Consider the following 25,439-nt stretch of genomic DNA (forward strand, 5'->3'; position numbering starts at 1 on the left):
ATTTTTTATAAAAATCTATTATGAACAATATCTTAAAACTAAGAATTTTTGTAGTTGCACTATTCCTTTGCTTATTTCACACAGTATACGTAAGCGCACAAACAGAAAACACCGAACTGCCTTACCAAATGGATGCGCCGGAAAATTGGCGACATGAACATTTCAGTTTACCGACTCCATTTGCACCAAAGTTAACGGTGACCGGCTCAGAAGAGATCAGGTTTCATCCAGGATGGGAAGATGCAAAAAGCGACGGTAATCTTTCCTATGTGTTTTTATGGTGGGTGCCGGGAAAAACTGACATAAATTCTAAAATCCTTGGGAACAATCTCGAAATATACTTCACAGGCCTCGTAAACTATTTCGCAGAAAAACAACGTATCCCTGCAGACAAAATCATCAAAACCGAAGCCTCCTTAAGTAAGGCACCAACTGTTAACGGTGACAGAGAAACCTATTCGGGCAAATTACATTTGCTGAATCCTTTTTCACAGGAGGTTACAGATCTTAACATTAAGATACATGTCTTGAAGATTTCATCAAAAACAAATAAACCGGTAAGATTTGAAGTTTCGCCTAAAGATTTCAGTGATAACATGTGGGAAGAATTGCGCGGCGTAACGATCAGCTTTAAGCCCGCATTGTAATAATTTATAGCGCAAAAAATACTTAAAAAATTAAGGATGGCCATAAAACAGGCCGCCGGGAACCCTGTTAACTGAACTTTATATGAAAAAATTAATTTTAATTTTAACGTTTTTCACCGTTGCGAACGCAATCGGCCAGGTAAAACATCCATTGCCGATAATAGACATGCATCTTCACGCTATCCCTGTAGCAGACTTTGGGCCACCGCCATTGAAAATTGGGGCTCCATTTAAATATTGGGGACCCAATGATCCTCAAAATGATTTTGGAGAGGTTTACTTCAACGAACAGAAATCCGGGGCTTGGGATAAGCGCTCTATTACATCGGCTTTAACTGACGACCAACTTGAACGCGAGACTATTGCGATGCTGCGTAAGCGAAATATTTATGGTGTGCTCAGCGGAAGTATGGAGCGGGTACGAAAATGGAAAACGGCTGAACCGAAACATATTATTAACGCTGTTTACTGGAACTTTCGCCATGTCAAGTCTGAGAAGCTTGACGCAGATTCCTTGCGACGTTTATTTAAGACCGGTGAGTTTAAGGTTTTTTCCGAGGTTGCCATTCAATATGAGGGGATAGTAGCATCAGATAGTATTTTTGAGCCCTACCTTAAAGTTGCGGAAGATCTTGATATTCCGATGGGTATTCATGTGGGGCCGGGCCCTCCGGGCGCTCCATTTCAGGGTGCTTCAAAATACCGCGCCCGAATGCACAGCCCTTTGGTACTGGAGGAAGCTTTAATCCGCCATCCTAAATTAAGATTATACGCAATGCATGCCGGCTGGCCGATGATCGATGATATGATTGCCATGCTGTATACGTATCCACAACTGTATGTAGATCTGGGTGTAATTGATTACATCATACCTAAGAAAGAATTCTATGCGTACCTGAAACGCTTGGTAGGCGCTGGTTTCGAGAAAAGGATCATGTATGGTTCTGATCAAATGATATGGCCTAAAGCAATGGGAGTAAGTATCGACAACATAAATAATGCGCCATTCCTTAGCAAAAGTGAAAAGAGGGATATCCTATTTAATAATGCTGCGCGCTTTCTCCGTCTTACGGATAAGCAAATTAAGGAAATGCAATAATGGACACCAATATGGATATCCAATAAACCTCAAACATAAAATAATAATAAGTGGACAAAAAAAACTCGCCGTGGCTGGCATTAATTATAGTTCTAACGGCGCCTTTGTTATCCGTTATCGACGTGTTTATTGTAAATGTCGCCGTTCCCGCGATTCAAAAGGGAATACACGCTGCTGACGGGCAAATCCAGCTTGTCATCGCCGGGTATCTGCTGGGTTATGCCTCCTTTCTAATAACTGGTGGCCGGGCAGGTGATCAATTTGGCCGTAAGAAGGTATTCGTCTGGGGAATGCTGAGCTTTACATTATTCTCCTGCCTTTGCGGTCTTTCGCAAACGCCACTTCAACTTATCATCACGCGCTTTTTTCAGGGCCTGAGTGCTTCGTTCATGGTACCGCAAACCATCGCATTTATTCAAATGCTTTTTCCCGATCCAAAGGAACGCGCTAAAGCAATCGGCTTTTATGGCATTACACTTGGTGCCGCTTCAATAATAGGACAAATTTTAGGCGGTTACCTTTCCGAAACCCATTTCTTGTTTGATGGATGGCGCTTAATTTTCATCATCAATTTACCAATTGGTGCAGTGGCATTATGGGCTGCAAAACGCTACTTATTTGAAACTGAAAAACCTCCGGCCCAACGTTTTGATTATTCCGGGATCGCAATACTTACCACTGGATTAATTTGCTTGATCTATCCGATCATTCAAGGCAGGGAATCAGGTTGGCCGCTATGGAGCGTACTTCTTTTAGTCCTTTCCTTATTTATCTTCCTATTCTTTATTTACGATCAGCAGAGGAAATTGAAAACTGGAATTAACCCATTAATTGATGTGTCTTTGTTCCACAGAGGGTTCAATCTAAGTTTATTTGCCGTCTTGTTTGAATTTATGATGCACACATCATACCTTTTGACAAGTGCCGTTTTTCTTCAAAAGGGCTTAAATATTTCTCCTTTAAAAAGTGGGATTTATTTCATAATCCCTGGTGTCTTGTTTACGTTGTCATCTATGATTGCTTCTAAACTAGTTCCAAAGTTTGGAAAGTTGGTCCCTTTATTTGGCGTAATCATTACCTGTTGCTCATTTGCACTTCAAGTATTGCTTTTCAAGGCAAATGTTAGCGGTGTGATTATATGTTTCCTCATGGGACTTTATGGCTTGGGCAATGGGTTTATCCTTCCAACTTTACTCAATTTGGCATTAAGGACAGTGCCACAGAAATTTGCCGGATCAGCTGCCGGCGTTTACAGCACATTTCAGCAAACTGCTTCTGCATTGGGTATTTGTATTATTGGCGGGATATTTTACAATGCAGTCAGTCAATCACATAGTTCGGAGAACTATGTCCGGGCATTTATGCAAAGTACAACCGCGAATATCATATGTTTATTGCTGACTGGTTTGATGCTTTTACTACTACCCAAGAATTCGGCAGCTAAGGCATAGGCTTAAAGTTTCAAATTGAGTCTTGAAGTGATACAAAATGGGGCGGATTGATTAACAATTTCGCCCCTTCCTGTTCAGAAGAGAAAGCATCCGAAACCACATTGTTTTTTATCGACGAAACAATATAGATAACTAAGTACTACATTCGGATTTAAGATGGCATAATATACAAATACGCTTTGGCTTGTCTGCTGATAAGCATATCGTCTATTGCAATAGTCATAAACCGAAACCATTTATTACAGTTGCTTTTAAATGAAAAGACGTATAGCCCTTTAAGCGGGCTATACGTCACTGGCATATTTGTACCTTTGTTGCCCTTCAACCAATCTTATTTCACACCATCCAGAAACATAGACACTTGTTTCACGAAAAGGTTTGGGAAACGATCATGCGGCCCGTGATTAGAATCCGGGTACACTATTAAAAATGCATTAGGAAGATTTTGCTGTAGAATAAAAGAATTGACCGACGGAAGAATAACATCGGTATGCCCGCTTACCACTAATACCGGTTGTTTAATTTCCTTCAGGTAGGCAAAGCTATTTTCTGCCGGTGCACCCCAGGCATATATAGCGTGAATTTGATTTTTGGCGACCTCATCACTTACTGCTGGTTCTTTAATTTTTCTCGCCCTGATCCGTTCAAGAAAAGCCCTTCCGGCAGCCTGGCTGGTTGGACTCGGATCAAATAACGTTTCTAAAAAGATTTCATCCGGGTGTGCATATTTCTTATCAAACATGGCCAGCGTCGACGTTTTATAAACAGCCATTCCTTCACCGCCACGAGGGCCGGTACCGACTAAAACCAGGCGCCTGATTAATTCAGGATGATCAAGGGTAAGCTGTTGAGCAACCATACCACCAATCGAAAAGCCTAACAGGTCGATTTTCTTAATGCCTAACGCGTTAATAAAAGATTCAGCATCATTTGCCATATCTGCAATATTATCAGGAACCCTGCCTTCGGAACTGGAGATACCGGCGTTGTCAAAAATGATGACTTCACGATCTTTGGCAAACCCATCCAATACTGCCGGGTCCCAATTGTCCATCGTTCCGGCGAGGTGCTGAATAAAAACCAATGGTAAACCTTGCTTCTTACCATAGCGCCTGTAGGCAAATTTCACCCCTTTTACGTTGACAAATTGTGTTCTAACGGTTATAGCTTGCGCAGCAGGTAAGGTTTTCGCGCTTGATGCGCTCAGAAAATGTGTGTCGAAGAGTACTAAGAGGAGGACGATTACAACCCTCACATTTAATTTTTTTTTTAATTTCATTTGATTTTAGTTTAATTTAATGATTGATATTTTAGGAATAAGCTCCTTTAATTGCTGACCACGACTTCATTTAATGCATAGTTCAATACATTTTGATTTAGCCTCGGACAATTTTCCTTGTTAAGGAAATTGATGGCTACAAGGCCGTGAATAGCCGCCCAATAGCCATAAAAACGGATTAACACAAAATTGTCGTCAACTTCAGATTCCATATTTATTTTAAGTACGGACTTAATGGTGCTAACAAAATATTGGGAAAGATGACCGCTCATCTGGTCACAGCAATGTATGCCGATCCCAAACATGAGCTGGTAAGATTCCTTATCAGCAAAGGCAAACTCCCAGTAGGCCATCCACATATTTTTCAACCTTTTTGCCGGATCAGTGAATTGCTTTTCAGCATTTTTGATGGATTGTTCAAGCCGCGAGAAACCTAATCTGGTCAGCTCCATTAGGATAGCTTCTTTGTTTTCAAAATAACCATATAACAAGGGTACGCTGCAGCCTATAAATGCGGCTAATTTGCGCATACTCAGCGACGGCCATCCCGAAATCTTAGCGATAGACAGTGCTGCAGAAACGATATTTTCTCTTATTTCAGATCTGAGAAGTATTTGTTTTTGATATACTGGAGCACGCAACCTGTACTTTTCAGGTATCTCTTCCAAAGTTGGAAAGGAATCTCTGATGTCATCGTTCGAGTTCATTTTGCTTTATTCTTATTAGAACAAAGGTATTTGACCTCAGCGCTCAAAATTTATACAAAACACTTGAATATTAACACAAATAACGGAACTGTAACAACTGTTAAGCCGCTATAATCCGTTCATTCAAAAACATGAGTTGTCCACGGTGGTGATTTTGATGTCCCGTTCTGTTAATCAATACATTAAGCTTGTTCCTGGTTGCATCTTTTGCGAAATCTTCCGGCGTAACGCTGTTGTGCCTGTCAAGCCATAAATCAGTTGACATTTCGTGAAAGTAGCCGCCGAGCGTTTTGTTTAAAGTGTCCCATTGGCCTCGCAGCTTTTGAATATCTAAAGTGAAGTCTACCGCTTTTTCAGGTTGGTCTGCCAGCGGCGTTAGTTCAGGGAATAATTTATTACCCAAGCCGAATAGCAACATCATGCTATCGTTAATGGCAATAATATGTGCCAATAAATAGGTCGCCCGGTTTCTGCCCGGAGCAACTTCCTTTGCGTAAACTTCGTCCGCATGTTTGTTGTAAAACTCTGTGATCGTTTTGTTGCTGGACTCCCAGTAATTAATTACCTGATTGATGACGAGACTCGTTTGAGCCTTTGCTGCTTTTAATTGATTTTCCATGATAATGTTGTGTGTAAAACTTGCCTGGCGGGCGATAAGGGATTCAAGCTATATTAGAAAACGTAGTATTGTACCATATCGGCCCATTACACCGGATTTAAATTTATTGGAAGAACTTTATGAGCGATAACTTAATGCTGTACTAAATGGAGTTTGCTTCTATCTCTTCTTTGAGGATTTCTACAAGCATGATCATTTGGCCGACATCACGGGACATTCTACAGATTAGAATACCGCCTTCAATCATTGCATAGGCCTTTACTGCGAATTTCTTAACGTCCCAGTCTTTTCTAAACTCGCCATTTAGAACGCCCTCTTCTAAGATTTGCGTCATGCCCGCCTGTACGTCACATATGGTTTCATTGACCTTTTCGCGTATAACCGGGCTGGTATCATCGGCTTCCATCCCAAAGTTCATCATCGGACAGCCTCCCTGAACGGGTGGGTTGAGCGGGTCACTCATGTAGTCAAGTAAGCCTAAGAATTTCGTTTTCGCCAGGGCGTGTTGATCTGAAACAGCTGAAGTTCTTTCAACGAATAATTTCAAATTGTATTCAACGGCACAAAGCGCCAACTCGTCCATATTTTTAAAATGCACATATAAGCTGCCGCGAGCCATTTTAGTGGCTTTCATGACATCATCTATCACAGTTCCAGCCAGCCCTTTGGTATTGAATAACGGGGCCGTTTGCTCGATAATAAATTGTTTGGCTTTTTGTGCTCTGGTCATTTTAAAGAATTGACCAAAGGTAATATGAACAATAGTTCATTTTGTCACTGCCCTGTAATTAGATGTTTTAATTACAGGGCGGCAGACAATCTAATATAAAAATATGTTAAGCGGCATCGACAGTTACTTAGTGTTATTTTGACTTTAAAAAATCAAGAACTTTTTCTGAGTGCTTATCGCCGTTTAAGAAAGCCCGGTAGGTATAGACAATCTTTCCCTTATTATCAACTAAAAAGGTTTCTCTTCCTGTTAAAAATAACCATGGCTTAATCCCGAATTGCTTTAACACTTTGTTACCGGGATCGCTTAACAATTTGAATGGTAACCTATTGCTTTTGGCGAAAGCCGCGTGGCTGGCAACAGTGCCTGAGTTGATACCGACCACGGTTGCCCCGGCATCCGTAAATTCTGTAAAACTATCTCTGAATGCGCAAGCTTCTTTTGTACAAACTGCGCTTTCATCCTTTGGGTAAAAATAGACCACCATTTTGGTGTTACCAAGCTGCTCCTTCAAATTGAAGGGTTTACCATCCTGGTCAAGTAAATTAATTGAGGGAATATGATCCCCGACTGTTAACGTTTTCATTTTATCTTTTTGTTTTAAGTAAAAATGAGATCCGTTGACGCACCCCATTTTATGGATTAGACATGTTCAGTCCCGTAGGGTTTTATTTGGCAATAGCCGTTAATAATATTGCAACGGAATCTGGCTTAGAAAGAAAAGGCGAATGGCTGGTATTCAACTGATAGGTCGTTGAAATACCAGCGTTAGCCAGCATACGTTTTTGAAGAATTGGTGTAATTGTTTGATCCTGTAAAGTCTTGATGTAAAACTTCGGAACTGAGCCATAATTGGCCTTGGTTAAAGTTACCGGGTTCTGGAACGGTGGAGCTGGTTCAACCCTGAAGCTTGCTAACAATGCGTTTTGAACAGCTGTTGTTCCATCCGCGATAAAGCAATTGATAATGTTTTCGTGTTTAACATCTACAGTTGGTACACCAGGAGCAAGGATTAGTGAACTTCCCAAAAGCGAAGTGGCATCTGTGCTCGCAAGGTCAAATAATGATTGCCCGGTTTGCGGAAGAAAAGCAGCAAGATAGATCAACTTTTCGATTTTAGCAGGCACCTTTTCCGCTACCTCTGAAATAACTACCCCCGCCATACTGTGGCCGACCAGGATCACTTTACCATCAACGCTGTTCATAGCGCTGATTACTTTATCGCGGTAGATATCGATAGTAAGGGACTGCGGCGCGGTTTGATCGGTTCCATGACCCGGCAATTCTACGACGATCACTTTGTTGCCGGCTGCCGAAAGATCTTTTGCGACAGCTTGCCACGCACTGGCTGAACTCCAGGCCCCCGGCACGATAACGTAAGTTTTTGTAGCCACCGGTTGACCCTCGTTATCCTTTGAACAGGATGATATTAAAATGCTTAGCGCACTGGCTATAAGAAATGTGAAAATTATTTTTTTCATGATATGAATTGCCTAATTGTTTAGACAGGGCAAAACTACCGACGCCAATTCCTGGAAAATATTAACTTAAGTTAAAATCGTAATTTGCGTTAAACGAGGCGACTTTCTTTTTCTTTTTGCTGGACCCGCTTCCTAATCCGGCTTAATGACGGGCCTTCAATTCCAAGATAAGACGCAATATGGTAGAGTGGAATGAATTGGAAAATATCCGGGTGAACCTCAAGAAGCGTTTGGTAACGTTCTTCGGGTTTTTGGAAAAGAAAGCCTTCCGTATTGGTCATCACCATATGTAATGCCGCCTCTGCAAATAGCCTTCCAAACCGTTCCCAGGCCGGCGAAGTGCGGTAAAGCATCTGTAAATGATCATAGTGAATGTAAAGAATATCGGCCTCGGTCATCGATTCTGTATAATATTCGCAACTGAGTTGACTTAAAAAGCTCTTGAATGAACTCATAAATTGGTTCGCGGAAAAAAAGAGCATATTTTTTTCCGTCTTAGTCTGTTCGTGATATTTATAGATCCTAAAAAAACCTGTAAGTACAAAACCCAGATACCTGCAGACATTTTTGTATTCGTTATAGAATTCACCCTTTTGATACGTTTTGAATTGCCAGTATGGTGCGGATAACTCAAAGTCATCGTCACTCATGCCGGATAACTCTTTAACGACTTTTTTTAACCTGATTAAATTGTCCATAACTTATCTTCTGCATTAGTATGCTTTTAATTAACCAAAGCTAATTTGCGTATCCCGGACATATGTCGGATAGCCATCATATTCATCAGATATTGATCCAAATCAAACGTAAGCCAGTTGTCAAGGCACTGTCACTAAAATTAATAATTCACAAAATGAACTTTTGTTCATTTAAGTTTGTTCCGGATTTGGTGTGACGCCTTTTCCTAAAAATTACAACATAACAAATAAGATTATGAGCACTTTCACACATGATACCGTACCTACACAATTTGTAGACGTAAACGGCACAACTTATGCCTATCGTCGTTTCGGTAAAAAAGCAGGTTTACCATTAGTATTTTTACAGCACTTTACCGGCACACTTGATAATTGGGACCCGGCCGTTACAAATGCGATTTCCTTAGAAAGAGAGGTCATTATTTTCGATAACGCAGGCATCGCGGCATCAACCGGTGAGGTCGCAACGACCATCAAAGGTATTGCTGCTACAGCGATAGCATTTATCGATGGCCTCGGTTTAGAGCAAATTGATCTATATGGTTATTCAATGGGCAGCTTTGTCGCCCAGGAAATCGCCCTGGCCAGGCCGGAACTTATTCGCAGGTTAATCCTGGTTGGTTCTGGTCCTCGCGGCGGGGAGGGTCTGGAATCATTTTCTCCGGAAGCCCTGGCGATGTTCGGCGCAACTTATGATCCGGCGGATGAACTTTTATTGGTGACCTTATTTTCACCAACTGAAACGAGCCAGGCAGCAGGAAGGAAATTTTTAGATAGAATACGGGCAAGAAAAGCTGACCGCGACGTAGCCATCAATGATAAAGTTGTCCCAGCTCAACTGGCCGCAATCGCTGAATGGGGAACACCGGGTGATAGCACCTACGCTTACCTCAAAAATATCAATATCCCGGTATTGGTTGTTAATGGTAAAGTTGATGTGTTGTTTCCAACGGTAAACTCGTACCTGTTGCAACAGCATCTAAACGATGCAAAACTAGTTTTATATCCGGACTCGAACCATGGTGCACAATACCAGTTCCATGAAGACTTTATTAAAGAAGTAAGCTGGTTCCTTAATAAATAAGACCATCAGCCATTTAAATTAGCTGGAGGGTTTTCTCCGGCTAATTTTACATTAGTTGCATAATGCGAAACTCGTATAGATAAATAACCGACTACCTTTGAGATATAACATACCGAAGCAAAACTTGCAGTGGGCTTCGGAATTACGCGGTAAAATAATGATAACAAATAACCTAAATATTGACATGAATCACGAAGTTGGCGGTTCATTTTCTATTTTTCGACTCAACGACAATGGGGTTTCTTTAAATGAGAATACCAGGTTGCCTTGCAATAAAGTCATGGTGATCAATAAAGGACAAGGTACCTTGCAAGTCGATGAACAATTATTTGAAATCTCCGGGAAGCAAGTGTTCTTAATGGCAAAGGGCCAGATTTACAGGTTCTCTAACGAGGTGATCACTGATGGCTTTGAATTGTCATTTGATGATTTCTTCTGGGAAAAAGCACCTGCCAGTGCTAGTAACTGCAAGTCTGTATTATTTGATAATGCAGCCGTTAATCAGGTATTACCGCTGAGCAAATCTGACTATAACGAGATTGTGCCGCTGTTTGAGCTACTCTTTCAGGAATATCAAAAAGCACCTTATATTAATAAAGCTGACGCACTAGCCGCCTATCTTAAAATCATCATGATTAAGATGGCCAATGTAAATGCAGCCTTAAAAGAAGGTTTTGATAATTATGAATACCTGCAATACCGCAAATTCTATGACCTGATCAGCAAAGAATTTATGGTGTCCCACGAGGTTGATTATTATGCAAGTATACTTTATACAACAGCCCGGAAGTTAACGGCGCTCTGTAAGCGCTACAGCGGTATAGGCGCCAAGGAATTAATCAATCGGCAAATTATGTCAGAGGCAAAAAGGTCACTTCAATTTTCCTCCAATCCTGTAAAGGAGATAGCTTATCAACTCCGGTTTTCAACGCCTGAGCAGTTCAGTCATTTTTTTAAAAAAAACGCCGCAGAATCGCCACAGCATTACCGAAGTAAGATTGTAAATATTGGCATGTAATCCTTCGTTATTGACATTCCTTAGCCTATCCGTTAACCATAGGTTTGTATAAAAAACACAAGATGTCAGTAACTAAAATAAAATCATTAGCCGGGATCAATATTCCCGATAGTGCAATTGCCACCCAGGCAACAGAACTATTACTAGCGCACGGTACAGAGTTCATTTATAATCACTCCCTGCGCGTCTTCCTTTTCGCTTCACTTAACGGACAACGGAATAAAGCACAGTATGACCCGGAACTATTATACGTGAGCTCGATCTTCCACGACCTTGGATTGACCAAACATTACAGCAGCCCTGACCTTCGGTTTGAAGTTGATGGCGCCAACGCCGCCAGGGATTTCTTAAAAGGCCATGGCCTGCCAAAGGAATCTATCCAATTAGTTTGGGATACGATTGCGCTGCATACCACTATTGGAATTGCAGAGCATAAAGAGCCGGAAGTCGCGTTAATGTATTCAGGCGTGGGCCTTGACGTAATGGGTGAAGGCTACGAAAATTTAAGCGAAGCCAATAGAGAGCAAATCATAAAAGCATTCCCGAGGAACGATTTCAAGAATAAAATTATTCCGACTTTCTTCTCCGGTTTCGAGCATAAAACAGAAACCACGTTTGGCAACATCAAAGCAGACGTATGTGCTTTTATGATCCCCAACTTTCACAGTAAGAATTTCTGCGATTGCATTTTGCATTCCCCTTGGAGTGAATAATCCCAAATTCCTATTATTTGGTTTAAAACAGCCTTTACCAAATAGGCAGCGTCCATATTTTTCATTAGATAGATATGGACGCTTTAATTGCAGCTATAAACAATCACGTCAAAAACAAAAATCACTGCAAAGACCTATTGGGCAATTTTATTCAATTCGATCATATCCTCTTCTGTTAACTTCACATTCTGAGTTTTCATATTTTCCTCTAAATGGTCAACACTGGATGTACCAGGGATCAGTAAAATATTGTTTGAACGGTGCAGTAACCAGCTCAAAGCAATCTGATGAACAGTTGCCCTATGTTTACCGGCAATATTTTGCAAAGTCTCTAATGTCCCAACCTTTCCTGCATTCAATGGATACCAGGGAATAAAGGCGATGTCAGTTTCTGCGGTGTACTCCAGCACTGGTTCCCATTTACGGTTGTCCACACTGTACATGTTTTGCACAGACACCACTTCAAAAAAGTCCCTCGCTTTCTTAATATTTGCAACGCTTACTTCCGAAAGGCCGATATGTTTAATTTTACCTTCTTTTTGCGCCGCCTTTAGAAATGTAAATGTCTCCTCCGCCGGAACCTTAGGATCTATACGATGCAACTGGTAAAGATCGATCTGTTCAACTTTCAGTCTTTTTAAGCTGCCATCCAATGCTTCAGCTAGGTGGGCCGGACTGCCATTGGGTTCCCACTGATCAGGCCCTTTTCTGGTTAATCCACCCTTGGTGCCGATAAGCAGATCCGAAGGGTAAGGATATAATGCTTTAGCAATTAATTCCTCAGAAACATTCGGACCGTAACTGTTAGCGGTATCAATAAAGTTAACACCTAATTCAATGGCTGTTTTAAGAACACGGATCGCCTCATCGGGATTAGCGGGCGGCCCCCAAATACCCTTGCCCGTTATTCGCATGGCACCGAACCCTATCCGGTTTACTGTATGATCTTTCGTTATAGCAAACGTTTTTCCTATATTTTCTTTCATGATGACCTGTTAATTATTAATTTAAACCCTATGATTATTTACCGAGCCAGGTTGCTTTGCTGCTGCTGTAGTTTAGCGAAACAATTCGAAATTGCGCTCTTTGTTTAATAAGTTGAATGCCTTATTGGGAAAAAAGCGGTTGAGTATATAAAGTACCTTTGTAGCACCCACTCTAACAGTGTATTGGTCTTTGCCAATTGCTTCAACCAAAGCGATTATAACATCTGATACCGACATTTTCTTCTCATTTAGACTTGCCGTCATATCTGTTCCGACCAAAGGCGGCAGCAATTCAAACACCTTTACATTGGTTCCTGCAATCTCTAAATGTTTCCTTAGCGCCTCTGTGTAAAACCTTAAGGCCGCTTTGGTAGCGGAGTAGGTTGGCGCAAGAATAGCCGGCAAATAGCTTAATACGGATGTAGTATTAATAATTGCAGCCTCCTTTTTCTCTTTCAGCATATCCAAAAACAAATTATTGATACGAATGACACTGAGGTAATTAATGTTCATTTCGTATGAGGCATCAATGAAATGCTGGTTGTTTGATTTAGCCAAACTTAAAGGCAAGGTTGCCACTCCGGCATTATTATAAAGAATGTCAATTCCGCCTAATTCCTGTACTTGCTGATATAATTTAAGGACCTGATCTGGGTCTGAGACATCACAGGCTATTGCTGTTACACCTGGAAGTGACAACTTTGCGTTTTCTAATTTCGCCTTGCTTCTTCCGCAGATGATCACACTTGCTCCTGCTGCCACAAATTGTTTGGCGGCTTCAAAGCCGATTCCGGCCGATCCTCCTGTTATTAGTACTTTTTTACCTTTTAATTCCATGATTTTGAGTTTTTAATTTTTAGGATTCTTCCGCTTTCTTTAATGGCAGACCATTTCATATATCTTTTATTAGCGTTATTTGTGATCTATGACTTAATATAAGATGCCGATTCAGGTAAATAAAATATAGCCTTAGGCTGCTGAAAAGCAACGACCAGATCCGCCTTGAAAACTATAGTTTACAGGTGTTTCGTCATCGCCACATAGATCTGCAGGAATGTCCATCGCGATAACATATTTATTTAGCCTATTCAGATGGGTGGCTAATTAAGCATAATCTATTACCGGTACGGCAGTAAATTTTGATACCTAAATCTTTATGCGGAAAGTGCCCAATAAACCGCGTCAAAGGACTCGCTTGCGCGTTCCATGAGCTTTGTAGACGAGATTGGCTCATGGGCAACGGTATAAGCATCGGCCTCTCTGATTTGGCCTGCAGTTAATATTGGTACCATGTCCTGTCATTAGTTTTTGCTTATTTATCAAGCATAATTAATTAAGTTAATTGGCAGTGATCGCCAAAAAGGTACAAGTGGTCTTAAATATGGAAGTTTAGTTTACGACCGGTAATCAGCGATCGCTATTACCGCATCACTAACAGCTGATAATGTTAATTGAGCATCTGTTTTTTAAACATGTTAGGGCTCACGCCAACTTCTTTCTTAAATAACCTCGAGAAATACGATAGATTTTCGAATCCCAAAGCGTACGCGATTTCGGAAACAGTCTCATCCTTTCCGGCAAGCCTATTTTTTGCCTCCGATATTAAGTAAATATGAATATGCTCTAATGCGGTTTTACCGCTTTCTGTTTTCAAAATATCACTTAAATAACCAGGAGATATATTAAGTCTTTCAGCAATGTAATTAACCGAAGGAAGACCTTTTTCACTCAATAAACCACCCGCTACGTATTTGTCTATCTCTTCGTTGAATTTTGTAACCGTGTTCCCTGAAAGTTCAGACCTGTTGATAAATTGCCTTTTATAAAAACGCTGCGAATATTTCAACATCGTATCTAAATTAGCTAAGATGATCTCGCGGCTATATTCATCCTGGTTATTATTATACTCTATTTCAATCTTACGATATACTTCCCAAATCACTTTTTCTTCTTTCGGCGATAAATGCAACGCCTCGTTCGTCTCGTAATCAAAATAGTGGTATTTCTTGATATCATGATGCAGCAGATGACCGTTTAAAAAGTCTTCATGAACGAATAACAAAAACCCGTCTTCATCTAACTCCAGGTTTTTCATTTCAATAACCTGGCGTGGTTTGAAAAATAACATTGACCCGCACTCATGGTCGTATTTTGTGCGCCCGTACCTGATGATACCTGACACCACATTTTTTAAGCCGATCACATAAAAGTCGCTCGTAAATTCACGATCACCAAGGGAACATACCTCGTTACACTGGTAGATACTAAATAGTGGATTTTCGGGAGGAGGAAAACCGTTATCACGGTGCAGCTCACTCAGAATTTTATAATGTTTCATGTGCGGGAAAATAATAAATCACAATCTACGCATTTAAGGGCGCAGATTGTGATTTAAAAGGTTTTAAATCAATTGTTTATTAGTGACCGTGAGCTGCTGCAGAAGTTTCTTTCCACTCTTCCATTTCAGTTAAACGAGCTTCGTAAACTTGTTTAACGAATGGATAAGCCACCTTACCCAATAAGAAGTGCAAAGGAGGGTTTTCAGCGTCAATCAATTCTAAAATTGCAGGAGCTGTAGCTTCTGGTTTACCCCAGGTATCCGGAGTTGAGCCTTCAAAGAATGCGGTTTTAACGGCTGTATAAGCTTCGTTAGGTTCTGTCTGAACTGCAGATGCACCAGACCAGTCAGTAGAGAAACCATTTGGCTCGATCAGGCTGATTTTGATGCCGAACCCGGCAACTTCTGTTGCTAAAGTTTCGCTCAAACCATTAACAGCATATTTGGAAGCATTGTAAAGACCTAATACAGGCAAAGTAACCAAACCTAAGAAGCTTGACACTTGAATAATATGTCCACCTTTTTGCTCTCTCATGATCGGAACGATAGCTTGGGTCACCCAAAGAAGACCGAAGAAGTTAGTTTCCATTTGAGCGCGGGCCTGCGCTTCAGTAGTTTCCTCAATTGCACCAAATAAACCAAAACCTGCATTGTTTATCAAAACATCAATGCGGCCGAAATGATCTTTCACTTGTTTCACTGCTGCGAAACAAGCATCCTTATCATCTACATTTAATTTGATTGGCAGAATTGAACTGCCATATTCAGAAACCAGGTCATTTAAGTCTTCAAGATTTCTTGCACTTGCAGCAACTTTATCGCCACGTTCTAAAAGGGCCTTTGCCCATAATTTACCAAAGCCACGTGAGGCACCGGTAATGAAAATTATTTTTGACATTGTTTTAATTATTTGTTTGTTAATTATTACAAGACAAATGTAGGATGGATATCGGCGCAGGATTTATACAAAACACGGTAACATTAACACAAATCAAGGGTATCAAAATAAGGTTTTCATTTTATTCGATTTGAAACCAGGACGAAGCGTAATTTAGACAGCCAAATACGGAAAAGTAAAAACTTAATTTGTTAGTAAATTAGCTGTTTAAATGTGTTAAAATATTGAAAATAAATTACTTGCGAAATAGTAAAATATCCATAACCGGATTTCTGTCATAGAACAGTTTCCTTTTAAAGATATTAAAAACAAAGAGCGTTTTTCGTGATTTTCAGGGAATTTATGCGGCGAATCTGACCTTAAAAACGGCGTTTATTTTCCACCATTTTCCTCATCAAAAAAGAAGGAGTTACGCCTCGGAAAAAGACTATAAAGAAAGCTTGTTATCTGAAGGATCAGCGTCTACGAAAATCCCGGTATCCAAGAATATGCTTTGCAGTATTTTGCCGGTTTTAATGGTTATTTCGATTTGATTTTGATTTTCAAACCAGACGAGAGGCGTTTGATGTAAAACTTCAACCGAGCTGTCGTTGTAAATTGCCACTATATTAAAAGGGATGGAAAATCCGCCCTTGTTTGCTATTTTCAACTGATAGCCATTTCTGCGTTTTTGGAGCGCCTTCGCCGAAAGATCTATGTAATTATTGCTGAAGAACCAATTGTTAAAAAACCAATCAAGATTTCGCCCGGCACCCTTTGACATCGAGTAAAAGTAATCCCATGGAATAGGATGCTTCCCGTGCCACGCGTACATATAAGCATGGAGGGCTTTCTTAAATGATTGTTCTCCAAGCATATCCTTCAATGCCAGGTAGCTCAATGCCGGTTTCGTATAAGCGTTATAACCCTGGCCGCCATTAGGGCTGGCACTGAGCTCGCTCGTCGGCGTGATTACCGGAAGGTCCATACTCGTAGAAAGATTTGAGATATAAGGCTTAACCCTGAAATTTTTGAACAAGGTGCTCGAAATCTTCTCCCCGGTTTCGTCGCGCCCCATCAGGAATTCGAGCGCTGTTGCCCAGCCCTCATCCATAAAAGCATACCTGCTTTCGTTCGTTCCCATATAAAATGGGAAATAACTATGGGCGATCTCATGATCCTGGGTAAATTGTTGTGTAAACCTTGGATCGTCCGCATTATCATTACACATCATAGGATACTCCTGATCAGCAAAACCTTGAAAAGAAGTCATTTTCGGATAAGGGTACGGTATACCCGGTAATTTTTCCGACAGCCAGGCAAGCGAATGCAGGCCAAGCTGTACTGCCTGATGGTAATCAATTGCCTTGTCATTGTAGGCTGCCTGCATACTCACCCTCCTTTTACTGGTCGCATCCACGACCACGCTTGCCCCATCCCATATATAATGATCGCTTAACCCGACTGCCATATCACTGATATCATTGGCGAGCCATGTCCAGGTGTTAACAGCGTTCGGCGCTGTGATGTTAGATGTTTTTAAATCTTCTTCGGTAACAATGTGGATCGTCGAATCGCTATGCAAAGAAAGATTCAGACGGTCCTGGTAACGCTTTTGCAGGACTTCATCCGGATTAACTAATGTTCCGGTCGCCCAAACCATATAATTCTTTGGCACCTTTACATGCAGAACATAATCATTAAAATCATTGTAAAACTCTGCGCCGTCCATAAAATCAAGTTTATCCCATCCGTTATAATCATCATAAACGGCTATTCGGGGATAAAAGTAGGCGAGAAAGAAAGTTGTCGAGTCAATCATTCCCTCCCGGTTACTTTGCAGGGAAATATTATAATGCCAGTCTATGTCCAGTCTGACAGAATCTTTTGGTAATAATGCCCTTTTCAGCGATACCATTTTATTGGTGAATGCTGATTCACTGTCGAAGGCAATTTGGTCGCCGTTTGCAAGAAATTTATCGACTGTGATACCATCGGTAAGGTAATCCCTGGCAACTCCTGCGGATCTTGGCGCCCCTGGCTTATGAATGTTCCCGATCAGTTTAATATTTAACCGCTTCAGGGTGTCCGGGCTGTTATTATAATAAACGATCTTTTCTGTTCCCGAGATCATTCTGCTGGGGGGAAGCGCAGTTACCGTGATTTCATAACGCCCCCCATTTTGCCAATACTTTGTTCCTGGCTGACCACTTGTTGACCGCGTACCATCTGTATAAGCTTTTTTAACGTCCCTTGGCATATATAATCCTTGTCCATGGCACATAATAACGGTTAAACCAAAAAAGAGGGTCATAAAAATATGTTTAAACATGGCAAGGGATTTAAAGGGTATCGATGCGAAGATCTTTTTATTATTCACTGCATTAATTTACAGATATAAGCGGAACAGGCTTATTCTGTCGTCTTGTTTAGTTTTCAAATTGATTTAGGAACGTCAATTTAGGGCCATCCCCGACCACTTTTCCTTTTACGGCGCTGATAAAATTTGTGGTATAGTTTGCACTCAAGTGTATGTCAAAAAACTCCTGTGATGTAAACACCTCAAAAAAGAGAATGGTAGTTTCACTTTCTTTTAGTTTATTAAATACAAATAGCTCACACCCGCGCTCTTTTCTTGTTTCTGTGTATATTTTTTCTGCCGCGGCAAATACCTCTTTTTCATATCCTGGTAAGATGTCAAGCTCTAAAGTAAGGGTAACCTTGTTGTTTGTTTTCATTTTCGGTTTTATTAATCTGTTTTAAATAAGTTCTTGCGGAAATACTTCTGATACCTGTGCTTCTATTCTTTTCTCCCAATTAACACCAACTGCTATAAATACTAATGCCAATACTCCGAAGCATGCCGCAGGGAACGGCAATTGTCCGATTCCCTGATGTGCTATAACCCACCCACCTGATAATGAACCTAAGGTAATTCCGAAATTGGCAAAGGAAGTAGCAAGCCCATTGGAAAATTCAAGCGCATCAGGAGCTGCTTTGCTGATTGCAGAAGTAGCGATCAGAAATCCGGGGCCATAAAAAATTCCCCATATGGCAACTATCACAGCTACTGAAGTCGTGACGTGACCAGAAAAGTAAAGTGCTGCGGGTATAATGAGGTTGCAGCCAACAAGGGCAGCGATATTTGTTATGGTAATACTTTTACCCAAAGTTTTTCCTGCAATCCATGTTCCGATTACTGCAGCTACACCGAAGAGAAATAGCATGTAACTAATCCCCTTGGGGCTGACCAGTTTGGTCAATCCTATATAGGCCGCAAAATAAGTATAGGTGGAGAATTCAGCAGCGAACATAAGTAAGATCATCAAAAGACTGATCACCACCTGTGGCCTTTTTAAGATACGGACCTGGCTTCCATAAGACGGCTTTTCAGTAACTGGCATCGCAGGCATGACTAAGTATATACTTAAGATGGCGAGTGTGCTGATTAATGCTACCAGCATAAACGAATAATGCCAGTTTAAAAGACTTGCCAGATAAGTGCTTAACGGAATAGTACTGACGGTTGCTATACTGACACCGCTTAGCGCAATTGCCATCATTGTATGTTGATTTTTTGTATCGGAGGTCCTGATTACGGCAGCGATAGCGGCTGCATAATAAACGGCGTGAAGAAATGCGGGTAAAACACGCACCGCCAGCAGTAACCAAAATGGCGGCCCAAAGGCGGAAACAATTCCGCTGATCAATACCAGGGACAAACTGATCAGCATGACGGTCTTGCGGTCAAAGCCCGAACAGAACAAACTCATAAACGGCCCCGCCACGGCCACAACAATAGCAAAGGCGCTAAGTAATATACCGGCTTTATCTATAGTAATGTGATAGGTTTCTGCGATTTGTGGAAGAATGCCGATAACGCCAAACTCTGAAGTAAGAATCCCGATTACGCCGAGACAACAGGCGAAGGCTATTTTTTTCATAATTTTTAATTTGAATAACCTGGGAACTCGGAAGTTGCTATTTCAAGCGTTAAGTCCTATCCGTCAAGATTGTTCACCGGCTAATATTTGTCACGATATAAACGCTCACAGCGTTTATATCGTGACAGGGCAAACCTAACAAAGCTGAGCCCATAGAATATGTGATAAATGTCACGGATTTTGAAGGGTGGCGATGACCGTGCTGACTCTAACAAGCGAAATAATGCCTTGCTTATTTGGCAGAAAACCGGCTGAGCGTCTCCCTTGATACGCCGAGATAAGAAGCAACGAGAGCTTTAGGGACACGTTGAAATAGCAACGGATACTGATCAAACAAAAGATTGTAACGGGACTGTGTGTCATTTTTGATCAAAACCAAAACTCTTTTCTGCGTATTGATCAATCCCGAGGTTGCTTTTAACCTGAAAAAATGCTCCATCTTGTGCATTTCAGCACAAAGTTTATTTTTATCTGAAAGTGACAGGTACAGCAATTCAACATTCTCCAGGCATTCGATGTTAAATTGCGACCGTTCACGACTCATCAGCGCCTGATAATCCGAGACCCACCAATTCTCCATGGCAAACTGGAGGATGTGCTCTTTGCCCTTTTCATCTATCGTTGCGGTTTTTAGGAGACCCTTAATTACGAAATATTCATGGTTAACCAGTTCACCCGATTGAATAATGATAGAATGCTTCTTGAATTTTTTCGGCCTGAAAAAAGATGCCACATAGTCGAATTCCTCTTCCGACAATTGTACGAACTCAGCAAACTGCTGCCTTAAAGCTGGGTACATAATTCTAATTTGATCAAAATTAATCCCCTATACCCGTACGGCTGTCTTTCAAGTGTCAAGAAAATAGTGACAAACATCACATCAAACTTGTGAGGTTTGTCCTTGGAAATGAATACTTACAACTCGTCTCTTTGTACCCGACAAAGAAATAATTTTATCACTGCTCAAGTAAGCTTATGATGATCAAATAAGAGTTAAAGATCAATTTGACCTTTGATAGAAGGGTTTGATTACAACAACTTATTTTCAGCACGGGTCACAAGAGACTTTGCCATGCCATAGCTAAATTAGGCTATGACCGAAGCTTATGAACAACATCATATCATTAAAAAGCAGGCCGGTTGGCAAGCCTGAACTTTTTAATTTCAATTTTCACGAGGAACCGGCTCCGAAGCTGGAGGGCCAGGATAAGGTATTGCTAAAGACACTGTACGTTTCCGTAGATCCTTACATGCGCGGCCAAATGAATGATGTTAAATCGTACATTCCACCCTTTGTACTGGGTGAACCCATCCGTTCCCGCCTCATCGCTCAAGTCCTTGAATCAAGCCACTCCGATTATCAACCAGGCAATTTTGTCTATGGAATTCTGGACTGGAAAGAAATTCAGGTGGTAGATGGCGATGCTTTAACTATTGTAGACGAACAAGTTGCACCTTTAACAGCTTACCTGGGCGTTTTGGGTATGACCGGCATAACAGCTTATATGGGGCTTATTAAGGTGGGCCTGCCAAAAGCCGGAGAAACTATCGTGGTTAGCGGTGCAGCAGGCGCAGTGGGCACCATTGTAGGCCAGATTGGCAAGCTGTTAGGATGCCGGGTAATCGGGATCGCCGGAACCGACGAAAAAACGGCCATGCTTAAAAGTAAGTTCGGTTTTGATGAGGCGCTCAACTATAATGCTGAACTCAATCTAAGGGAGGCCATTGCAAAGGTTTGTCCTAACGGCGTTGACATTTACTTCGACAATGTTGGCGGCCAAATATCGGATGCCGTTTACTACAACTTAAACAATTTTGCCAGGGTACCGCTCTGCGGCGCAATTTCCTTATACAATTCGACATCTGCTATGTCAGGACCGAGGTTTGAGTATATGCTGATCACAAAAAGCATAAAAGTACAAGGATTCATTTACGACAACTTTCCTGAGCATAACGAAGAAGCAAATAAACAGTTGAGTAAATGGCTGAAAGAAGGCAAGCTAATCTACACGGAAACAATTGCTGAAGGCTTTAAGAAACTGCCCGCTGCTTTCATCAATTTATTTGAAGGGAAAAATGAAGGCAAAATGATTGTCAAGGTTTGATACAAGAAATTACCAACGACATAAAATACTCCAAGATCCGGATCATAATCCAAATTGTAAATAATAATTAATACAGATAATAACATCAAATAAAATGAAATCAATCAAAATTCTAACCGTTTTAATCGCCGCGCTATTTAGCGTGGCCACAGTAAGTGCACAAAGTACAGCAAACACAAAACCGACCATTATCTTTGTTCATGGTATCTGGGCCGATGGTTCATCCTGGGCTGCCGAATTTTCGGAATTGCAAGCCAAAGGTTACAATGTGATATTAGTTCAAAATCCCCTAACTTCATTGGCTGAGGATGTAGCATCCACACAAAGAGCGATAGATCAGGCTCCGGGAAAGGTTATTCTGGTTGGTCATTCATGGGGAGGATTTGTGATTACTCAAGCGGGAAATGATCCTAAAGTAACAGGTTTAGTATATGTAGCAGGATTTGCACCCGATGCAGGTGAAACCATCCCCACATTATCAGCAAATGGTTCTGCCACTGAATTATCGAAATACTTTGTAGCAACAGGTGGTTATCTTTATTTGTCTGAAGAAGGTATTAAAAAGGTATTCGCACCAGATCTTGGTGAAAGGGAACAAGACTTTATTTTCGCTTCGCAGGTTCCGGCTTCACAAGCTATCCTAGCTGACAAATTAACTGATCCTGCCTGGAAAACAAAAGCAAGCTGGTTTATCATCAGCAAAAATGACAAAACGATAAGCCCCGATCTGGAAAGATTTATGGCTAAACGTATGAATGCTAAAACCACTGAAATTGAATCAGGTCACTTATCACTCATCTCTCATTCGAAAGAAGTAGTAGCTGTTATTGAAGCTGCTGCTAACAGCAAACAATAATTGATTCGTAATTTCCGGATCTGCAATAACCGCTTTGATTAATTTCAAAGCGGTTGCATTTTTCAATAGCTTATGTAACTATCGTCTTTAAAGTCGTCCCTGTAGGCATAAGTTCCAAAAACGATAACAGCTTTAATCACGCCAACACGCTTAGCAACTCAAAATCCGCAAGAACCACGTACGTGAAATGCCCATAGCGTATGTAAACTAACTCCGGCCCAACCATATTCTCCAGTATTCAAAATTAAAAGATTTAACCCTTAATGGGACGGCATTGCCCTGAAAACCATTTATGAAGACAATTAAAAATAGGACATTTAAGATTTTAGGGTTATTAAACCTCATCATTTCGGTTGCACAAGCACAGCATCAAAACACGTATAAGGTTTCCGGACGGCTTTCCGATGAAAAAGGCCAGCCATTGGATTATGCTACAGTAAGCCTCTTAAAAGCCGCCGATTCTGCCCTTATCAAAGGCACATTAAGTTCCGCAACCGGAACTTTTACCCTGGAGCAGATTCCTGCAGGAAAATATATCATCAGGGCGACAACGGTTGGTTATGGTAAGTCTACCAGCAGTGTATTTGAAGTCTCTTCCGCGCACCCCGATCTTTCCCTGCCAACTTTGATTTTGCCAACTTCAAGCAAATCGCTTGCTACGGTCACGATTACAGCGAGCAAACCTATCATTGACAGAAAAATCGACCGGACCGTTATGAATGTAGAAAACAGCATATTGTCGGCCGGAAATACCGCTATGGAAATTTTGGCAAGGGCCCCCGGTGTGACAATAGACAAGGATGATAACATCAGCCTAAACGGGAAAGGCGGTGTCAATGTAATGATCAATGATAAGATGACCTATCTTTCGGCGGCTCAATTGTCGACACTGCTCCGCTCGACGGATGGCAACACCATTAAATCAATAGAGCTAATGACGAACCCTTCGGCAAAATATGACGCTTCCGGAAATGCAGGAATCATCAATATCAGACTGAAAAAAAATACACAAACCGGTACCAACGGGAGTCTGACTTTAGGGGCAGGTTACGGCAAACACGAAAAGGAGAACGGAACATTAACCTTAAACCATCAACAAGGCAACCTGAACGTTTTTAGCTCATTCAGCCATAGCGACAACAAAACCGAATTTCGGTTAAGCCAGCAACGTGTAGTTACCGATAGCGGTCAAACCTATTTTGATCAGCATTCAAAGGCGGAAAGGATTAGCCATAACAACAGTTATCGTTTGGGTGCTGATCTGGCAACCGGAAGCCGTAACACGGTGGGATTTCTGGTTAATGGCTATTTCAATAGTTCAGGATCGGAAGGTAATTCTCTTACTAACATCGGGCAGTACGCTAATGTGATTAATTCATCGCAAGATCAGGTATCCAACAAAAGTAATAACAACAAAAATCTGAGTTTGAACTTTAATGACAATCTGAAATTGGATACAATTGGGCAGCAATTAAGCATTGATCTTGATTATTCCAGGTTCAACAACGGTGCTGTTAACGAATACAACACGAATTTTTATTTACCTGACGGCACAATTCCCAGAGATCCGGTTTCCCTTCATCAGCAAACGCCTTCACTAATTAAGATCCGAACAGCGAAAATAGACTACACGCTTCCTTTGGCTAAACATACCAAGCTTGAGGCCGGCGCAAAATACAGCGACGTTCAAACTGACAACAATTTGAACGCCCAACGCCTGCAAAATGGCGGCTACGTTAATGATACTACATTAACCAATCGCTTTGTATATGATGAAAAAGTTTCAGCCGGTTATGTGAATTTAAGCCAAATCATGCACAATACTTCCATACAAGCGGGCCTGCGCGCTGAGTATACCTCATCCGATGGTAACCTGATCAACACCGGAAGCGAAGTTAAACGCAGTTATATTAATTTTTTTCCGAGCATTTTTATTAACCAAAAGATCAACGACAAAAACGATATCGGTTTATCTTATAGTAAAAGGGTGGACAGGCCGGAATACGACAACCTTAACCCATTTATTTATTACCTGGATCAATATTCGTATCAGCAAGGGAATCCTTTCCTGAACCCGCAATACACTAACAAGTTCGAGTTCAACTATACCTACAATCACGGCTTCAATATTGGAGTGGGCTACAGCCATACCTATGATTACCTTACCAGTTTGCCGTTAACAGATCCGGCAACAAAAATCACGGTATACACTACGCTCAACCTACAGAAGCAGAATTACTATAATATCAGTATTAGCTCACCTTATAATGTAACCAAATGGTGGACAGGTAATGTCAACGCGGTTGGTTATTACAGCGGCTTTAAAACAGACTCCCTCCTGGGTGGGCAATTTGACAGGGGGCAGGTTTCCCTGCATTTAGAGGCTACTCAATATTTTCAGATTACCAAGAGCTATAAGGCTGAAATAAATGGAACTTATGATTCACCATTCGTTTATGGAATCTATCATTTCGGCCACAACGCCTATGGCGACTTTGGCTTGAGCCATTCATTTGCTGACACAAAGGCCAACCTTAAATTCTCAGTTACCGACGTATTTAATACGTACCATGGCGTTACCACAAGTAAATTTCAAAGTAATGATATTACACTTCACGCTAAGGGCGAAACCCGGGTAGCGAGGGTCACTTTTACTTATAACTTCGGCAGCAGCTCATTAAAGACAAGGCAACACCGAACAGGCGCGGACGACGAAAAATCACGTGTCGGAAGGTAAAGTAGCGTTAGAAAAGTCACCGAAGGTAGTTTTAACAATAGTTCAGAAAAATAGTCTGCTTTCCAGTTGG

Annotated in this window: 25 protein-coding genes; 9 read left to right on the forward strand and 16 right to left on the reverse strand. The window is 41.2% G+C overall.

Going from position 1 to position 25,439, the window contains the following annotated elements; translation table 11 throughout:
• Window positions 1-20: 20 nt before the first annotated feature.
• From WC743_RS04400 to WC743_RS04410, 3 genes are all read left to right on the forward strand, one after another.
• The gene (locus WC743_RS04400; RefSeq protein ID WP_373010588.1) at window positions 21-647 is read left to right on the forward strand and encodes a hypothetical protein; all 627 of its coding nucleotides are present in this window, start codon (window positions 21-23) and stop codon (window positions 645-647) included.
• An 82-nt stretch (window positions 648-729) separates the two neighbouring features.
• Window positions 730-1,746 carry an amidohydrolase family protein gene (locus WC743_RS04405; protein WP_373010589.1) on the forward strand — a complete coding sequence of 339 codons (1,017 nt, stop codon included), beginning with the start codon at window positions 730-732 and terminating at the stop codon, window positions 1,744-1,746.
• A 50-nt stretch (window positions 1,747-1,796) separates the two neighbouring features.
• Window positions 1,797-3,197 (forward strand): MFS transporter, encoded by a 1,401-nt coding sequence (locus WC743_RS04410; RefSeq protein ID WP_373010590.1) that lies wholly within the window; start codon window positions 1,797-1,799, stop codon window positions 3,195-3,197.
• Window positions 3,198-3,528: 331 nt separating this feature from the next.
• On the opposite strand, the gene WC743_RS04415 is transcribed toward WC743_RS04410, so the two are convergent.
• The 7 genes from WC743_RS04415 to WC743_RS04445 all read right to left on the reverse strand — a co-directional run bounded on the left by WC743_RS04415 (window position 3,529) and on the right by WC743_RS04445 (window position 8,711).
• Window positions 3,529-4,476, reverse strand: a complete 948-nt coding sequence (locus WC743_RS04415) for an alpha/beta fold hydrolase (protein WP_373010591.1) — start codon at window positions 4,474-4,476, stop codon at window positions 3,529-3,531.
• Between the two features lie 47 nt (window positions 4,477-4,523).
• Window positions 4,524-5,183 (reverse strand): TetR/AcrR family transcriptional regulator, encoded by a 660-nt coding sequence (locus WC743_RS04420; protein ID WP_373010592.1) that lies wholly within the window; start codon window positions 5,181-5,183, stop codon window positions 4,524-4,526.
• Between the two features lie 100 nt (window positions 5,184-5,283).
• Window positions 5,284-5,802, reverse strand: a complete 519-nt coding sequence (locus WC743_RS04425) for a DinB family protein (protein ID WP_373010594.1) — start codon at window positions 5,800-5,802, stop codon at window positions 5,284-5,286.
• A 142-nt stretch (window positions 5,803-5,944) separates the two neighbouring features.
• The gene (locus WC743_RS04430) at window positions 5,945-6,532 is read right to left on the reverse strand and encodes a TetR/AcrR family transcriptional regulator (protein WP_373010595.1); all 588 of its coding nucleotides are present in this window, start codon (window positions 6,530-6,532) and stop codon (window positions 5,945-5,947) included.
• 133 nt (window positions 6,533-6,665) lie between these two features.
• Window positions 6,666-7,118 (reverse strand): peroxiredoxin, encoded by a 453-nt coding sequence (locus tag WC743_RS04435; RefSeq protein ID WP_373010596.1) that lies wholly within the window; start codon window positions 7,116-7,118, stop codon window positions 6,666-6,668.
• An 82-nt stretch (window positions 7,119-7,200) separates the two neighbouring features.
• Window positions 7,201-8,013 carry an alpha/beta fold hydrolase gene (locus WC743_RS04440; RefSeq protein WP_373010597.1) on the reverse strand — a complete coding sequence of 271 codons (813 nt, stop codon included), beginning with the start codon at window positions 8,011-8,013 and terminating at the stop codon, window positions 7,201-7,203.
• Between the two features lie 89 nt (window positions 8,014-8,102).
• Window positions 8,103-8,711: a Crp/Fnr family transcriptional regulator gene (locus WC743_RS04445; protein ID WP_373010598.1), complete on the reverse strand. Its 609-nt coding sequence runs from the start codon at window positions 8,709-8,711 to the stop codon at window positions 8,103-8,105.
• A gap of 235 nt (window positions 8,712-8,946) precedes the next feature.
• On the opposite strand from WC743_RS04445, the gene WC743_RS04450 reads away from it, so the two are divergent.
• The 3 genes from WC743_RS04450 (at window position 8,947) to WC743_RS04460 (ending at window position 11,526) form a co-directional block, all read left to right on the forward strand.
• Window positions 8,947-9,795, forward strand: a complete 849-nt coding sequence (locus tag WC743_RS04450) for an alpha/beta fold hydrolase (RefSeq protein ID WP_373010599.1) — start codon at window positions 8,947-8,949, stop codon at window positions 9,793-9,795.
• Window positions 9,796-9,979: 184 nt separating this feature from the next.
• Window positions 9,980-10,813 carry a helix-turn-helix domain-containing protein gene (locus WC743_RS04455; RefSeq protein ID WP_373010600.1) on the forward strand — a complete coding sequence of 278 codons (834 nt, stop codon included), beginning with the start codon at window positions 9,980-9,982 and terminating at the stop codon, window positions 10,811-10,813.
• 62 nt (window positions 10,814-10,875) lie between these two features.
• Complete coding sequence (locus tag WC743_RS04460) at window positions 10,876-11,526, forward strand: HD domain-containing protein (RefSeq protein ID WP_373010601.1); 651 nt, start codon at window positions 10,876-10,878, stop codon at window positions 11,524-11,526.
• Between the two features lie 134 nt (window positions 11,527-11,660).
• On the opposite strand, the gene WC743_RS04465 is transcribed toward WC743_RS04460, so the two are convergent.
• The 9 genes from WC743_RS04465 to WC743_RS04505 all read right to left on the reverse strand — a co-directional run bounded on the left by WC743_RS04465 (window position 11,661) and on the right by WC743_RS04505 (window position 20,470).
• Window positions 11,661-12,512, reverse strand: a complete 852-nt coding sequence (locus WC743_RS04465) for an aldo/keto reductase (protein WP_373010602.1) — start codon at window positions 12,510-12,512, stop codon at window positions 11,661-11,663.
• Window positions 12,513-12,584: 72 nt separating this feature from the next.
• Window positions 12,585-13,349: an SDR family oxidoreductase gene (locus WC743_RS04470; RefSeq protein WP_373010603.1), complete on the reverse strand. Its 765-nt coding sequence runs from the start codon at window positions 13,347-13,349 to the stop codon at window positions 12,585-12,587.
• A 317-nt stretch (window positions 13,350-13,666) separates the two neighbouring features.
• Window positions 13,667-13,804 (reverse strand): hypothetical protein, encoded by a 138-nt coding sequence (locus WC743_RS04475; RefSeq protein WP_373010604.1) that lies wholly within the window; start codon window positions 13,802-13,804, stop codon window positions 13,667-13,669.
• A 155-nt stretch (window positions 13,805-13,959) separates the two neighbouring features.
• Window positions 13,960-14,850 (reverse strand): helix-turn-helix domain-containing protein, encoded by an 891-nt coding sequence (locus WC743_RS04480; RefSeq protein ID WP_373010606.1) that lies wholly within the window; start codon window positions 14,848-14,850, stop codon window positions 13,960-13,962.
• A gap of 79 nt (window positions 14,851-14,929) precedes the next feature.
• Window positions 14,930-15,748 carry an SDR family NAD(P)-dependent oxidoreductase gene (locus WC743_RS04485; RefSeq protein WP_373010607.1) on the reverse strand — a complete coding sequence of 273 codons (819 nt, stop codon included), beginning with the start codon at window positions 15,746-15,748 and terminating at the stop codon, window positions 14,930-14,932.
• Window positions 15,749-16,175: 427 nt separating this feature from the next.
• Window positions 16,176-18,059: a M1 family metallopeptidase gene (locus WC743_RS04490; protein ID WP_373010608.1), complete on the reverse strand. Its 1,884-nt coding sequence runs from the start codon at window positions 18,057-18,059 to the stop codon at window positions 16,176-16,178.
• A 97-nt stretch (window positions 18,060-18,156) separates the two neighbouring features.
• Window positions 18,157-18,465, reverse strand: coding sequence for a putative quinol monooxygenase (locus tag WC743_RS04495; protein WP_373010609.1), 309 nt, complete (start codon window positions 18,463-18,465; stop codon window positions 18,157-18,159).
• 21 nt (window positions 18,466-18,486) lie between these two features.
• Entirely contained in the window at window positions 18,487-19,671 is a 1,185-nt protein-coding gene (locus WC743_RS04500; RefSeq protein WP_373010610.1) for an MFS transporter, read from the reverse strand.
• Between the two features lie 232 nt (window positions 19,672-19,903).
• Window positions 19,904-20,470, reverse strand: a complete 567-nt coding sequence (locus WC743_RS04505) for a Crp/Fnr family transcriptional regulator (protein WP_373010612.1) — start codon at window positions 20,468-20,470, stop codon at window positions 19,904-19,906.
• A gap of 307 nt (window positions 20,471-20,777) precedes the next feature.
• Here WC743_RS04505 and WC743_RS04510 point away from each other — a divergent pair, with 307 nt between their 5' ends.
• The 3 genes from WC743_RS04510 to WC743_RS04520 all read left to right on the forward strand — a co-directional run bounded on the left by WC743_RS04510 (window position 20,778) and on the right by WC743_RS04520 (window position 25,369).
• Entirely contained in the window at window positions 20,778-21,776 is a 999-nt protein-coding gene (locus WC743_RS04510) for an NADP-dependent oxidoreductase (RefSeq protein ID WP_373010613.1), read from the forward strand.
• A gap of 94 nt (window positions 21,777-21,870) precedes the next feature.
• Window positions 21,871-22,632: an alpha/beta hydrolase gene (locus tag WC743_RS04515; protein WP_373010614.1), complete on the forward strand. Its 762-nt coding sequence runs from the start codon at window positions 21,871-21,873 to the stop codon at window positions 22,630-22,632.
• A 292-nt stretch (window positions 22,633-22,924) separates the two neighbouring features.
• Window positions 22,925-25,369 carry a TonB-dependent receptor domain-containing protein gene (locus WC743_RS04520; RefSeq protein ID WP_373010615.1) on the forward strand — a complete coding sequence of 815 codons (2,445 nt, stop codon included), beginning with the start codon at window positions 22,925-22,927 and terminating at the stop codon, window positions 25,367-25,369.
• Window positions 25,370-25,439: the final 70 nt, after the last annotated feature.

Origin of the sequence: Mucilaginibacter sp. (assembly GCF_041660805.1) — a bacterium.
Taxonomy (GTDB): Bacteria; Bacteroidota; Bacteroidia; order Sphingobacteriales; family Sphingobacteriaceae; genus Mucilaginibacter.